Origin of the sequence: Pseudomonas sp. FEMGT703P, from assembly GCF_002786345.1 — a bacterium.
GTDB lineage: Bacteria > Pseudomonadota > Gammaproteobacteria > Pseudomonadales > Pseudomonadaceae > Aquipseudomonas > Aquipseudomonas peli.
Window position 1 is genome coordinate 189,917 of sequence record NZ_PGCM01000005.1, and the last position, 13,041, is coordinate 202,957.

The 13,041-nt window shown below is 58.8% G+C and carries 11 protein-coding genes, 1 tRNA gene and 1 pseudogene; 12 read left to right on the forward strand and 1 reads right to left on the reverse strand.

Going from position 1 to position 13,041, the window contains the following annotated elements:
* Positions 1-14: 14 nt before the first annotated feature.
* The 8 genes and pseudogenes from hflX (at position 15) to CUR33_RS20675 (ending at position 8,382) form a co-directional block, all read left to right on the forward strand.
* On the forward strand, positions 15-1,316 hold the full coding sequence (gene hflX, locus CUR33_RS04730) for a ribosome rescue GTPase HflX (RefSeq protein WP_289238850.1): 1,302 nt from the start codon (positions 15-17) through the stop codon (positions 1,314-1,316).
* 96 nt (positions 1,317-1,412) lie between these two features.
* Positions 1,413-2,570 (forward strand): FtsH protease activity modulator HflK, encoded by a 1,158-nt coding sequence (gene hflK, locus CUR33_RS04735; protein WP_289238851.1) that lies wholly within the window; start codon positions 1,413-1,415, stop codon positions 2,568-2,570.
* Positions 2,570-3,439: a protease modulator HflC gene (hflC, locus tag CUR33_RS04740; RefSeq protein WP_282874898.1), complete on the forward strand. Its 870-nt coding sequence runs from the start codon at positions 2,570-2,572 to the stop codon at positions 3,437-3,439. Before hflK ends, hflC begins: the two co-directional genes overlap by 1 nt.
* Positions 3,440-3,539: 100 nt before the next feature.
* On the forward strand, positions 3,540-3,725 hold the full coding sequence (locus CUR33_RS04745) for a DUF2065 domain-containing protein (RefSeq protein ID WP_289238852.1): 186 nt from the start codon (positions 3,540-3,542) through the stop codon (positions 3,723-3,725).
* A gap of 37 nt (positions 3,726-3,762) precedes the next feature.
* The gene (locus CUR33_RS04750; RefSeq protein WP_282874899.1) at positions 3,763-4,950 is read left to right on the forward strand and encodes an ATP phosphoribosyltransferase regulatory subunit; all 1,188 of its coding nucleotides are present in this window, start codon (positions 3,763-3,765) and stop codon (positions 4,948-4,950) included.
* Between the two features lie 64 nt (positions 4,951-5,014).
* Entirely contained in the window at positions 5,015-6,310 is a 1,296-nt protein-coding gene (locus CUR33_RS04755) for an adenylosuccinate synthase (RefSeq protein WP_167142979.1), read from the forward strand.
* Positions 6,311-7,326: 1,016 nt separating this feature from the next.
* Positions 7,327-7,524 (forward strand): annotated as a pseudogene (locus CUR33_RS20670) (HAMP domain-containing protein); the annotation flags it as partial.
* Positions 7,498-8,382 (forward strand): methyl-accepting chemotaxis protein, encoded by an 885-nt coding sequence (locus CUR33_RS20675; protein ID WP_420875451.1) that lies wholly within the window; start codon positions 7,498-7,500, stop codon positions 8,380-8,382. The pseudogene CUR33_RS20670 and the gene CUR33_RS20675, both read left to right, overlap by 27 nt.
* A gap of 106 nt (positions 8,383-8,488) precedes the next feature.
* On the opposite strand, the gene CUR33_RS04765 is transcribed toward CUR33_RS20675, so the two are convergent.
* Positions 8,489-8,575 (reverse strand) — tRNA-Leu (locus CUR33_RS04765).
* Positions 8,576-8,790: 215 nt separating this feature from the next.
* Between CUR33_RS04765 and rnr the strand changes: the two genes are divergently transcribed.
* From rnr to rpsR, 4 genes are all read left to right on the forward strand, one after another.
* The gene (rnr, locus tag CUR33_RS04770) at positions 8,791-11,337 is read left to right on the forward strand and encodes a ribonuclease R (RefSeq protein WP_289238854.1); all 2,547 of its coding nucleotides are present in this window, start codon (positions 8,791-8,793) and stop codon (positions 11,335-11,337) included.
* Entirely contained in the window at positions 11,334-12,089 is a 756-nt protein-coding gene (rlmB, locus tag CUR33_RS04775; RefSeq protein ID WP_289238855.1) for a 23S rRNA (guanosine(2251)-2'-O)-methyltransferase RlmB, read from the forward strand. The genes rnr and rlmB overlap by 4 nt, the downstream gene beginning before the upstream one ends.
* A gap of 252 nt (positions 12,090-12,341) precedes the next feature.
* Entirely contained in the window at positions 12,342-12,764 is a 423-nt protein-coding gene (gene rpsF, locus CUR33_RS04780) for a 30S ribosomal protein S6 (RefSeq protein WP_090249650.1), read from the forward strand.
* Positions 12,765-12,792: 28 nt separating this feature from the next.
* Complete coding sequence (rpsR, locus tag CUR33_RS04785) at positions 12,793-13,023, forward strand: 30S ribosomal protein S18 (RefSeq protein WP_069519637.1); 231 nt, start codon at positions 12,793-12,795, stop codon at positions 13,021-13,023.
* The last annotated feature ends 18 nt before the right edge of the window (positions 13,024-13,041 follow it).

Here is a 13,041-nt window from a genome sequence, read left to right on the forward strand (position 1 = left end):
TTTAGGAGGCTGCATTGTTCTTCGAGCGCCATGAAGGTGGAGAGCGGGCCATTCTGGTACATCTGGACGGCCAAAATTCCGAGGCGCGCGAGGATCCGCAGGAGTTTCAGGAGCTGGCCATCTCGGCCGGTGCTGAAACCGTCGCGTTCCTCAGTGTTCCGAGCAATCGGCTGACGGCCAAGTACCTGATAGGCAGTGGCAAAGTTGAAGAATTGCGTGATCAGGTCAAGGCCGCCGAGGCTGATCTGGTTATCTTCAATCACGTGCTTACGCCGAGCCAGGAGCGCAATCTTGAGCGCGCTTTCGAGTGTCGAGTATTGGACCGTACCGGTCTGATCCTCGACATTTTTGCTCAGCGTGCGCGTACCCATGAAGGTAAGTTGCAGGTCGAGCTGGCCCAGCTCGACCACATGAGTACGCGGCTAGTACGCGGCTGGACCCACCTTGAGCGACAGAAGGGTGGTATCGGTCTGCGTGGCCCCGGTGAGACCCAGCTGGAAACCGACCGCCGTCTGTTGCGCGTGCGGATTCGCCAGATCAAGCAGAAACTGGAAAAAGTGCGCAGCCAGCGCGAGCAGGCTCGGCGCGGCCGCCAGCGTGCTGATATTCCTTCGGTGTCGCTGGTGGGCTACACCAACGCCGGCAAATCGACCCTGTTCAACTCCCTGACTACCTCGGATGTCTACGCGGCTGATCAGCTATTCGCCACCCTTGATCCCACCCTGCGTCGTCTGGAGCTGGATGATCTGGGGCCGATTGTGCTGGCCGATACCGTGGGCTTTATCCGGCACTTGCCGCACAAGCTGGTCGAGGCGTTCCGCGCGACGCTTGAGGAATCGAGCAATTCCGATCTGCTGCTGCACGTAATCGACTCCCACGAGCCCGAGCGCGATCAACAGATCGAGCAGGTTTTGGCGGTGTTGGGTGAAATCGGTGCCCATGAGCTGCCGATGCTTGAGGTGTATAACAAACTCGATCTGCTTGAGGGTGTGGAGCCGCAGATTCAGCGCGATGCCGACGGCAAACCGCAGCGCGTCTGGTTGTCGGCTCGTGATGGGCGTGGCCTGCCGTTGCTGCGTCAGGCGATAGCTGAGCTGTTGGGCGATGACCTGTTTGTCGGTACATTGCAGCTGCCACAGCGTCTTGCGCGCTTGCGCGCACAATTTTTCGCCTTGGGTGCGGTGCAAAGCGAGTCCTACACCGAGGACGGCAGCAGTCTGCTGGCGGTGCGTTTGCCGCGGATCGAGCTAAATCGGCTGGTTAGTCGTGAAGGCTTGAAGTCGCAGGAATTTATTGAGCAACACACTTTGCAATAAAGCCTGCATCAGCGACTTTGCCGCTGGTTGCATGCATTCTGTAGCATTGGCGGGCGCGCCGTGGGCGCGTCTTTGCTTTATCAGATGGAGAGCGCTATGGCTTGGAATGAGCCGGGTGGCAACTCGAATAATCAGGACCCATGGGGTGGCCGTAAGAACGGTGATCGCAAGGGGCCGCCGGATATCGATGAGGCCTTCCGCAAGCTGCAGGAGAGCCTGAATGGGCTGTTCGGTGGCGGCAAGAAACGAGGCAGTGAGACTGGCTCGGGCAATGGCGGCGGCTTCGGCTTGCTGTTCGTTGGCCTGGGACTGTTGGCTGCGGTCTGGCTGTACAGCGCGATCTATGTCGTTGATGAGCAGGAGCAGGCCGTGGTGCTGCGCTTCGGCAAGTACTACGAAACAGTCGGCCCGGGCCTGAATATCTATTTCCCGCCGATTGATCGCAAGTTTCAGGAAAATGTCACCCGCGAGCGCGCTTACAGCAAGCAAGGGCAGATGTTGACCGAAGACGAAAACATCATCGAAGTGCCGTTGACCGTGCAGTACCGCGTCAGCAACTTGCAGGATTTCGTCCTCAACGTCGATCAGCCGGAAGTCAGTCTGCAGCATGCGACCGACAGCGCCGTGCGTCACGTGGTGGGTTCTACCGAGATGGATCAGGTGCTGACCGAAGGTCGTGAGCTGATGGCCAGTGAGGTCAAGGATCGCCTGCAGCGCTTCCTCGACAACTACCGCACCGGTATCACTGTCACTCAGGTCAACCTGCAGAGTGCGGCCGCGCCGCGCGAAGTGCAGGAAGCCTTCGATGACGTGATCCGCGCCCGTGAAGACGAGCAGCGTGAGAAGAATCAGGCCGAAACCTATGCCAATGGCGTGGTGCCGGAAGCTCGTGGTCAGGCGCAGCGCCTGATTGAAGATGCCAGCGGTTATCGCGACGAAGTGGTTTCTCGCGCACAGGGTGAGGCGGATCGTTTCACTGCATTGGTGACCGAGTACCGCAAAGCGCCAGAGGTCACTCGCGAGCGTCTGTATCTGGACACTATGCAAGAGCTGATGAGCAATACCAGCAAGGTGCTGGTGACTGGCGACAAGGGGCAGAACAACCTGCTTTATCTGCCGCTGGACAAGATGATTGATGGACGTAGCACGTCTGCGCCTAGCTCGATATCTGGCGCTGCGGGTACTGCAGACGCCGGCTCGCGGGTAACCATCGATCCGCGTCAGGTTGAACTGCGTACAAGGGAGAGCCGTTGATGAGCAATAAATCGCTGATCGCCCTTATTGTTGGCGTGGTGCTGGCGCTGGTCGCCTGGAATAGCTTCTATATCGTGTCGCAGACTGAGCGTGCAGTGCTGTTGCAGTTTGGTCGTATCGTCCAGCCGGACGTACAGCCGGGCCTGCATGTGAAGATTCCGTACGTCAACCAGGTGCGTAAGTTTGATGCGCGTCTGCTGACCCTGGACTCCACCAGCTCGCGTTTCCTCACGCTGGAAAAGAAAGCGCTGATGGTTGATGCCTTCGCCAAATGGCGAGTGCTTGACGCTGAGCGTTTCTACACCGCGACGTCCGGTATGAAGCAGATTGCCGACGAGCGTCTGGCGCGTCGTCTTGAAGCGTCGCTGCGTGACCAGTTCGGTAAGCGTACCTTGCATGAATCGGTATCCGGTGAGCGTGATGCGCTGATGGCTGATGTGACCGCCTCCTTGAATAAGGCTGCGCAGAAAGAGCTGGGTATCGAGGTTGTGGACGTGCGCGTTAAGGCCATCGACCTGCCGAAGGAAGTGAATCGCAGCGTGTTCGATCGTATGAGTTCCGAGCGTGAGCGTGAGGCCCGTGAGCACCGCGCCAAGGGTAAGGAGCTGGCCGAAGGTATTCGTGCCGATGCCGACCGTCAGCGTCGCGTGTTGCTCGCAGATGCCTACCGTCAAGCTGAAGAACTGCGTGGTGCGGGCGATGCCCAGGCCGCTGCGATCTACTCCAAGGCGTATGGCATGGACCAGGAGTTCTATTCGTTCTATCGCAGCCTGAGGGCTTATCGCGAGAGCTTCGCTGATAAGCGTGATGTGCTGGTGCTGGATCCGAGTAGCGACTTCTTCCGCTATCTGGAGAAGTCCAAGCCTTGAGCCATCACCCCGGCGGGCAGCCGCCGGGGTGATCCTTTCGGAAAACGTGGTATGATGCGGCAGCCGGGAAAATCCCGGCTTTTTTGCGTCTGTGGGAAGCATGTGGCAGGAATTAGGCATCGCGCTGTGTCTCGTGTTGGTGCTGGAAGGCATCCTGCCCTTTCTGTCTCCGCGCCATTGGCGTGACACGCTTTTACAACTGACGCAGTTGTCTGACAGGCAGCTGCGTCTGCTGGGGTTGGCCTGCATGCTGCTGGGAACAACCGTTCTTTATTGGCTTCACTGAAGGCTTGTGCCGCCCGGTTCAAGAGGGGAATGGCTAAATGGCAACGGTAGACCGCTGGCTACTGCCAGATGGCATCGAAGAAGTACTGCCGCCGTACGCAGGGCGTATTGAAGTGGCGCGCCGCCAGGTGCTGGATCTGTTCCAGCGCTGGGGCTATGAATTTGTGGTCACTCCACATATCGAGTACCTGGAATCGCTGCTGACTGGCGCGGGCCAGGATCTGGATCTACGCACCTTCAAGGTTACCGATCCGTTGTCCGGCCGGCAGATGGGCTTTCGTGCCGACATCACGCCGCAGGTGGCGCGCATTGATGCGCATACCCTGCGCCGTGAAGGACCGAGCCGACTGTGCTACGCCGGTAGCGTGGTGCATGCCCAGCCGCGTGCGCTGACCACCTCGCGTAGCCCGATCCAGCTGGGTGCCGAGCTGTATGGCGACGCCAGCCCGGCCAGTGATGTGGAAGTGATCAGCCTGCTGGTAAACACCCTAGAGCTGGCAGCGGTGCCGGATGTGCACATGGATCTTGGTCATGTTGGTATCTACCGCGGCCTGGCGCGTGCTGCCGAGCTGTCTGGCGAGGTCGAGCAGCAGTTGTTCGACGCGCTGCAGCGCAAGGCGCTGGATGAAGTCGTTGAGCTGACTGAAACCCTGCCGGATGACCTGCGCAAAATGCTGCGCGCGCTTAGCGAGCTGTGCGGCGGTCGTGAAGTGCTGGACCTGGCTCAGGCCTGCCTGGTCGATGCGCCGGACGATGTGCATGCGGCGCTGGATGACCTGATGGCGATTGCCGATGCGCTGAGCTTGCGCTACCCGGAATTACCGCTGTACTTCGATCTGGGCGAGCTGCGCGGTTATCACTATCACACCGGCGTAGTGTTCGCGGCCTTCGTACCGGGTGTGGGTTATGCCATCGCCCAGGGCGGTCGTTATGACGACATCGGCGCCGATTTTGGCCGCGCGCGTCCGGCGACAGGTTTCTCCACAGACCTGAAAACCCTGGTAAGCCTGGGACAGATGCAGTTGGGTGAAGAGCCTGCCGGTATCTGGGCTCCGGATAACCATGATGTGTTTTTGTGGCAGGCGATTGTGCGCCTGCGCCAGGACGGTCAGCGCGTGGTTCAGGCATTGCCTGGGCAGTTCGCGGCTGACGCCGAGGCTGCAGGCTGTGATCGTCAGCTGCTGTTGCGTGATGGCCGCTGGCAGTTGGCTGCGCTGACAGCCTGAGTGGTCGTGCGAAAAGTTTCCGTCGGCTATGGCCGGCATCAAGTTTGCGAAGAGGGTTAGTGTTATGGGTAAGAATGTCGTAGTCCTGGGCACCCAGTGGGGCGATGAAGGCAAGGGCAAGATCGTCGACCTGCTGACCGAACAGGCTGCAGCTGTTGTGCGTTATCAGGGTGGTCACAATGCTGGCCACACCCTGGTAATCGACGGCGAAAAAACCGTTCTGCACCTGATCCCCTCCGGCATCCTGCGCGAAAACGTGCAGTGCCTGATCGGCAACGGCGTGGTGGTTGCGCCTGATGCGCTGATGCGTGAAATCATCAAGCTGGAAGAGAAGGGTGTGCCGGTGCGCGAGCGTCTGCGTATCAGTCCGTCCTGCCCGTTGATTCTGCCTTACCACGTGGCCCTCGATCAGGCCCGTGAGAAAGCCCGTGGCGATGCCAAGATCGGCACCACTGGCCGTGGCATTGGCCCGGCTTACGAAGACAAGGTGGCGCGTCGCGGTCTGCGCATTGGTGATCTGTTCCACCGTGAGCGTTTCGCCGCCAAGCTCGGTGAGCTGCTGGATTACCACAACTTCGTACTGGTCAATTACTACAAAGAGCCGGCCATCGACTTCCAGAAGACGCTCGACGAGTGCATGGAATACGCCGAGCTGCTCAAGCCGATGATGACCGACGTGACCGCCGTGCTGCACGACATGCGTCGTGAGGGCAAGGACATCATGTTCGAAGGTGCTCAGGGCTCGCTGCTGGATATTGACCACGGTACTTACCCCTACGTCACCAGCTCCAACACCACAGCGGGCGGCATCGCTACGGGTTCCGGTTTTGGTCCAATGTACCTGGATTACATCCTCGGTATCACCAAGGCCTACACCACCCGTGTGGGTTCGGGGCCGTTCCCTACTGAGCTATTCGACGAAACCGGCGCGTTCCTTGCCAAGCGTGGCCACGAATTCGGCTCCACCACCGGTCGTGCGCGTCGTTGCGGTTGGTTTGATGCGGTGATCCTGCGTCGCGCCATCGAGATCAACAGCATCTCCGGCCTATGTCTGACCAAGCTCGACGTGCTCGACGGCCTGGAAACCATCCGTATCTGCGTGGGCTATAAAGATCAGAACGGCGATGTGCTGGTTGATGCGCCGACGGATGCCGACAGCTACCTGGGTCTGCAGCCGGTCTACGAAGAGCTGCCAGGCTGGAGCGAGTCGACCCTGGGTGCCAAGACCCTAGAGGAGCTGCCAGCAGCTGCGCGTGCCTACATCAAGCGTGTGGAAGAGTTGGTCGGTGCGCCGATTGATATCGTTTCCACCGGCCCGGACCGCAACGAGACTATTGTGTTGCGTCATCCGTTTGCCTGATAGTCACAGGTAGTGCACAAAGGGTCGCCAATTGGCGGCCCTTTGTCGTTTCTGGTCCGCGTAAAAATATCCGAGCTAGCCTTTATAAATCAGCTTCCCCGCCGTTATAGGCATTACCGCTGTTAGGAGTGTCTGCCGTGTTTGCCATTATTTCTGTGCTGCGCAGTCGTTTGTTGTTGCCGGTGTTTCTGGCGCTGGGCGTGGCCTTGTTGGTGCAAGTCATTGTGGCTGTGGCGTTGACCCGGACCACGGTGGCAACGCTTGAGGCCGATCTGGCCAAAGGCATGCAGTCCGATACGGCACGATTGGTAGACGAGCTGACTAAAGCTGGTGATGAAGTGCGTGGCGGTCTGGATGGCCTCTCCGCCAGCACTCAAGCTCAATTGGCCAAAGGCCTTTCTACCCGGCTGGCCGAGGAACAGGCGCAAATTCGTGGCGTGTTGGACAGCAATCTTAAGCGTTCGGCGGACGAGCTGGCGCAGCTGCTATCGGCCGTTGCGCCAAAGGCTATCTGGGATGCCGATGTGCCCGCGCTCACTGAGTTAGTCCGTGGAGCGCATCGCAATCCGGCGGTGCTATTTGCGGTGTACCTCGATGCGCAAGGCGAACGGCTGACACGCCATCTCAATCGGCAGGACGCACGTGTACGTGCCTTGATGGCCAAGGGGGAAGGTGGTGGTGCACTGGATAAGGTGCTGCAGGCTGCTGCCAATGATCCTGGCGTGTATATCGCCGAGGCGACGATCAGTCCAATGGGCTCGGATATCGGTAAGGTGCTGTTGGGGGTTTCGACTGCATCGGTGGATGAGGAGCTGGCGAAGTTGGATCAGCGTTTCGTCAGTTTGATCGACAGCAGTGGGCAGTTGGTTTCAGACAGTTTAAGTGGTGCGGCCACCAGCAGTGCGGACGCTCTGGCGGCGCGATTGAGTGTTGCGCGTGAGGCGGCTGGCGGTATGGAGCAGAGCAGTCGTCAGGTGGTGCAGCAGGCTGCAGCTGGTTTGCGTTGGAATATCAGCATGGGCCTTGCGGTCGTGGCGCTGCTGATTCTGTTGGTCTTGGCCTTGGTGCTCGGGCGGCGAGTGGTCAGCAAGCTGCATACATTGATTGCGGTGTTGAATGACTGGGCGGCGGGAGAGGGTGATTTGACTCGCAGGGTCGAACTTAATAGCCGTGATGAAATTGGCGATATGGCGGCGGCGGTCAATCGCTTCGTCGCCAAGTTGCAGCCGATCGTGCGGGAGGCGGGTGAGGTGGCATCGCTCACTGGGCAGGAAATCGGCAATCTGGCCTCGCGCAGTGCGGCGGCGGAGTCAGCGGCCGAGCGTCAGCGTGATGAGGTTGCCGGTAGTTTGCAGGCGTTGGCTGAAATGGCCAGCGAAGCGCAGGCGGAAAGCCATGCCATGCGCGAGGCCTTGCAGCGTGTTGGAGCGATTCGTCAGGCTGCTGATGACAATGCTGCGATTGCGCTGCGTGTGGGGGGCTCGATCGAAGAGTTGGTGAGGCGTGTGGAAACGGGGGCTTCGGTCATCGAGCGGCTGGCCAAGCAGAGTGAGCAGATTGAAGTAGTGCTAACGGTGATTCGCTCAATTGCTGAGCAAACCAACTTATTGGCCCTGAATGCGGCCATTGAGGCGGCCCGTGCGGGCGAGAGTGGTCGCGGTTTTGCTGTGGTGGCCGATGAGGTGCGCGCGCTGGCCAGTAAGACGCAGCAGTCCACTGGCGATATTCAGACCCATATCGGCGCATTGCAGCAGGGTGCACGCGAAGCAGTTGAGGCCATTAGTCAGGCCGGCAAGCAGGCTGATCAAGGCTTATCGGCTCTGCGCGAAAGTGCGCGGGTGCAGCAGTCGGTGCGTGAAGCGGTGGAGGAAGTGCACGGCGCGATCAATGCCGCGACAGAGGCGGCTGCGCATCAGGCGGAGGGGGCCGATGCCGTGCGTGGGCGTGTTGAGGTTATTCATGTTGAGGCGCAACGCGCGGCTGAGGCTGTTGCGGCTACGGCCAATAGCGGTCGCGTGTTGGATGGTTTGGCGAAGAAGCTTAAAGCCAGTTTGGGTCAGTTTCGCGTTTAAGCCGATTCAGGGTGGGCGCACCTGAGCGCCCACCAAGTTGTTTACGCATCTGGGGGTTAAATCGCAGGCAATAAAAAACCGAGCCAGTGGCTCGGTTTTTTTGAATTGGTGCCCAGGAGAAGACTCGAACTTCCACGACCGTAAGGTCACCAGCACCTGAAGCTGGCGTGTCTACCAATTTCACCACCTGGGCATTGATTGCAAAACTTGCTTATTTGCTATCAACTACAACTTGGTTAACTTCGTTTCCCGTCGTTGTGGCGCGCATAATACGGATCGGGTTTTTACTTGTAAACCCCTGTTGTTAAAAAATTTTATTCTGTGTGCCGTGCTGACCTGGACAGTGGTTTCGCGCTTCAATAGGCACATGGCAAACCGAATTTGTGTAGATAAGGTGAATTACCTCTAATGGCCGATTGGCAATCCCTCGATCCCGAGGCCGCTCGTGAAGCGGAAAAATATGAAAACCCCATTCCAAGTCGTGAACTGATTCTGAAACACTTGGATGAGCGCGGCTCTCCAGCATCTCGCGAAGAGCTGGCTGATGAATTTGGCATGGCCACTGAAGAGCAGCTCGAAGCCCTGCGTCGCCGTCTTCGCGCCATGGAGCGTGATGGCCAGCTGATCTATACCCGCCGCGGCACCTATGCCCCTGTTGATAAGCTCGACCTAATTCTCGGGCGCGTGAGCGGGCACCGTGATGGTTTCGGCTTTCTGGTGCCGGATGATGGCAGTGATGATCTGTTTCTGAGTCCCGCGCAAATGCGCCTGGTGTTCGATGGTGACCGTGCTTTAGCGCGTGTTTCTGGTCTTGATCGCCGTGGTCGTCGTGAAGGTGCGGTGGTTGAGGTGATCTCCCGTGCCCACGAAAGCATTGTTGGCCGCTATTACGAAGAAAGCGGCGTTGGCTTCGTTGTGGCCGATAACCCGAAAATTCAGCAAGAAGTGCTGGTGACGCCAGGGCGTAATGCCGGCGCCAAACAGGGTCAGTTTGTTGAGGTGAAAATTACTCACTGGCCGACTACGCGCTTCCAGCCCCAGGGCGACGTGGTTGAGGTGGTTGGCAACTACATGGCGCCCGGTATGGAGATCGACGTTGCATTGCGCAGCTACGACATTCCCCACGTCTGGCCGGACGCGGTTGTAAAAGAAGCGCACAAGCTCAAGCCAGAAGTTGAAGAGAAGGACAAAGAAAAGCGTATCGACCTACGCCACTTGCCGTTCGTCACCATTGATGGTGAAGACGCGCGCGACTTCGATGATGCGGTGTATTGCGAGAAAAACGGCAGCAACTGGCGGTTGTTTTCCGGCGGCTGGAAGCTCTATGTCGCCATCGCCGACGTTTCTCACTATGTGAAAATCGATTCGGCGTTGGATGCTGAAGCTCAGGTGCGTGGCAACTCGGTGTACTTCCCTGAGCGGGTAATTCCGATGCTGCCGGAAGAATTGTCCAACGGCCTGTGCTCGCTGAACCCGCATGTCGATCGTCTGGCCATGGTCTGTGAGATCAGTATCTCCAAGACCGGCAAGATGACCGACTACCAGTTCTATGAAGCGGTCATCCACTCCCATGCGCGACTGACCTACAACAAGGTCAGCGCTATGCTTGAGCAGCCGAAAAGCAGTGAAGGCAAGGCGTTGCGTAGCGAGTACAAAGAAGTGCTGCCGCACCTCAAGCAGCTTTACTCGCTGTACCAGGTGTTGCTGGCTGCGCGTCATGAGCGTGGGGCCATTGATTTTGAAACCCAGGAAACCCGGATCATCTTCGGGGCTGGACGTAAGATTGCCGAGATTCGCCCAACCCAGCGTAACGATGCGCACAAGTTGATCGAAGAATGCATGCTGGCTGCCAACGTGGCCACCGCTGCGTTTATGCAGAAGCATGAAATTCCGGCGTTGTATCGCGTACATGATTGCCCGCCGCCGGAGCGTGTTGAGAAGCTCAAAGCATTCCTCGCCGAGCTGGGGCTGTCGCTGCACCGCGGCAAGTCGAAGGACGGTCCTTCGCCCAAGGACTATCAGCTGCTGCTGGAAAGCATTCGCGAGCGCCCGGATTACCACCTGATCCAGACCGTCATGTTGCGCTCGCTCAGTCAGGCTGTTTACAGTGCGGATAACCAGGGTCACTTCGGTCTGAACTATGAGGCGTATGCGCACTTCACTTCACCAATTCGCCGTTATCCGGATCTGTTGATCCATCGAGCGATCCGCAGTGTGGTCCGTTCCAAACTTGATACCCCGCACGTCAAGCGTGCCGGTGCGGCGATCATGCCGCGGGCGCGGATCTACCCATACGACGATGCGATTCTCGAGCAGCTTGGCGAGCAGTGCTCGATGTCCGAGCGCCGCGCCGATGAGGCGACTCGCGATGTAGTGAATTGGCTCAAATGCGAGTTTATGAAGGATCGCGTCGGCGAAACGTTCCCGGGTGTGATCACGGCTGTTACAGGCTTTGGTCTGTTCGTTGAGTTGAAGGACATTTACGTCGAGGGTCTGGTGCACGTCACCGCCTTGCCGGGCGATTACTACCACTTTGATCCCGTGCATCACCGCCTGGCGGGCGAACGCAGCGGTCGCAGTTTCCGTCTGGGCGATAGTGTTGAGGTCAAGGTCATGCGCGTCGATCTGGACGAGCGCAAGATCGACTTTGAACTGGCTGAAGGTAAAACGGCTATGCCGGCCGGTCAGCGTCGTGGTGGTTTTGAATCGGCTGGGGGTAAAACTGGGCGTCGCAGCGAGCGTGCTGCGCCAGGTAATACCGATGTGGAAAAGAGCCGTGCGCTGAAAAAGTCGCTGCTCAGTGATTCGAAGAGCAAGGCCGGCAAGGGCGCTGCCAAGAGTGAGTCTGCCAAACCAGCCAGCAAGTCAGGTAAGCCAGGTGCGCACCGCAAGGGCGCTCCGGCTGGTGGGGCTCAGGCGTCCGGCGGTGCACGCAAGCGTAAGGCGAAGTCATGAGTCAGCTGGAGAAAATCTACGGCGTGCATGCTGTAGAAGCGCTGCTGCGTCACCATCCAAAGCGGGTTAAGCAAATCTGGCTAGCCGAAGGGCGTAATGATCCGCGCGTGCAGGTGTTGCTGGCGCTGGCGGCGGATGCGCGAGTGTCTGTTGGTCAGTGTGAGCGCCGTGAGATGGATGCCTGGGTCGAGGGTGGTGTGCATCAGGGCGTAGTCGCCGATGTCAGCCCCAGTCAGGTCTGGGGCGAGGCGATGCTCGACGAGCTGCTCGACCGCACCGAAGGTGCGCCTCTGCTGCTGGTACTCGACGGCGTGACAGACCCGCACAACCTTGGTGCCTGCCTGCGGACTGCCGATGCGGCGGGTGCGCTGGCGGTGATTGTGCCGAAGGACAAGTCCGCCACGCTCAATGCCACCGTGCGCAAAGTCGCCTGCGGCGCAGCAGAAGTGATCCCGCTAGTTGCAGTGACCAACCTGGCGCGCAGCCTGGAGAAACTCCAGCAGCGCGGCCTGTGGGTTGTGGGCACGGCCGGTGAGGCTGAGATGGAGTTGTATGAGCATGACCTGACGGGGCCGACCGTGCTGATCATGGGGGCCGAAGGCAAAGGTATGCGTCGCCTGACCCGTGAGCACTGCGATTACCTGGTCAAGTTGCCGATGGCGGGCAGCGTTAGCAGCCTCAATGTGTCGGTAGCGACCGGTGTTTGCCTGTTCGAGGCCTTGCGCCAGCGCAAGGCTGGCAGCAAGAAGTAATGCGCAACGGGCGCCTGCAAGGCGCCCGTTGCCGTTGACCTCGGCAATGACTTTTCCGTCCGCGCAGTCGCGCAGCATTGTTCAAATAATCACCAGTTCACCTTGCGTGTAGCAGGGGGCTTCACTAGAATGTCGCCCCTTGCCGCGACGGCAGGTGCTTTTGCGCCTTTCTGTTACAGCAAGACAAACAAGTGAAATTCACTCCTTGCCTGACCGCATTTCGCGGCAGGCTACAACCCGTAAGGAGCATTTATGCGTCATTACGAAATCATCTTTCTGGTTCACCCGGACCAGAGCGAGCAAGTCGGCGGCATGGTTGAGCGTTACACCAAGCTGATCGAAGAAGACGGCGGCAAGATTCACCGCCTGGAAGACTGGGGCCGTCGTCAGCTGGCTTACGCCATCAACAACGTCCACAAAGCTCACTACGTGATGCTTAACGTTGAGTGCACCGGTAAAGCCCTGGCTGAGCTGGAAGACAACTTCCGTTACAACGATGCCGTGATCCGTAACCTGGTCATCCGTCGCGACGAGGCCGTTACTGACCAGTCCGAGATGCTCAAGGCCGAAGAAAACCGCAGTGAGCGCCGTGAGCGTCGTGACCGTCCTGACAACGCCGATTCTGTTGATGGCGATGACAGCGACAACAACGACAGCGACAACGCTGACGAGTAATCCACGGATCTATTGAGGAGCCACTCTCATGGCACGTTTCTTCCGTCGTCGTAAATTCTGCCGTTTCACCGCAGAAGAAGTGAAAGAGATCGATTTCAAAGATCTCAACACGCTGAAAGCTTACATCTCGGAAACCGGCAAGATCGTTCCTAGCCGTATCACCGGTACTAAGGCTCGTTATCAGCGTCAGCTGGCTACCGCTATCAAGCGCGCCCGCTTCCTGGCCCTGCTGCCTTACACCGACAGCCACGGCCGCTGAGACCGGATGTTCGACAAG

Excerpts from the sequence above, each read along its gene's own strand:
- hflK (WP_289238851.1), top strand. The coding sequence starts at position 1,413 with ATGGCTTGGAATGAGCCGGGTGGCAACTCGAATAATCAGGACCCATGG.
- CUR33_RS04750 (WP_282874899.1), top strand. The coding sequence starts at position 3,763 with ATGGCAACGGTAGACCGCTGGCTACTGCCAGATGGCATCGAAGAAGTA.
- rpsF (WP_090249650.1), top strand. The coding sequence starts at position 12,342 with ATGCGTCATTACGAAATCATCTTTCTGGTTCACCCGGACCAGAGCGAG.
- CUR33_RS04755 (WP_167142979.1), top strand. The coding sequence starts at position 5,015 with ATGGGTAAGAATGTCGTAGTCCTGGGCACCCAGTGGGGCGATGAAGGC.
- rlmB (WP_289238855.1), top strand. The coding sequence starts at position 11,334 with ATGAGTCAGCTGGAGAAAATCTACGGCGTGCATGCTGTAGAAGCGCTG.
- hflC (WP_282874898.1), top strand. The coding sequence starts at position 2,570 with ATGAGCAATAAATCGCTGATCGCCCTTATTGTTGGCGTGGTGCTGGCG.
- rpsR (WP_069519637.1), top strand. The coding sequence starts at position 12,793 with ATGGCACGTTTCTTCCGTCGTCGTAAATTCTGCCGTTTCACCGCAGAA.
- rnr (WP_289238854.1), top strand. The coding sequence starts at position 8,791 with ATGGCCGATTGGCAATCCCTCGATCCCGAGGCCGCTCGTGAAGCGGAA.
- CUR33_RS04745 (WP_289238852.1), top strand. The coding sequence starts at position 3,540 with ATGTGGCAGGAATTAGGCATCGCGCTGTGTCTCGTGTTGGTGCTGGAA.
- CUR33_RS20675 (WP_420875451.1), top strand. The coding sequence starts at position 7,498 with ATGGCGGCGGCGGTCAATCGCTTCGTCGCCAAGTTGCAGCCGATCGTG.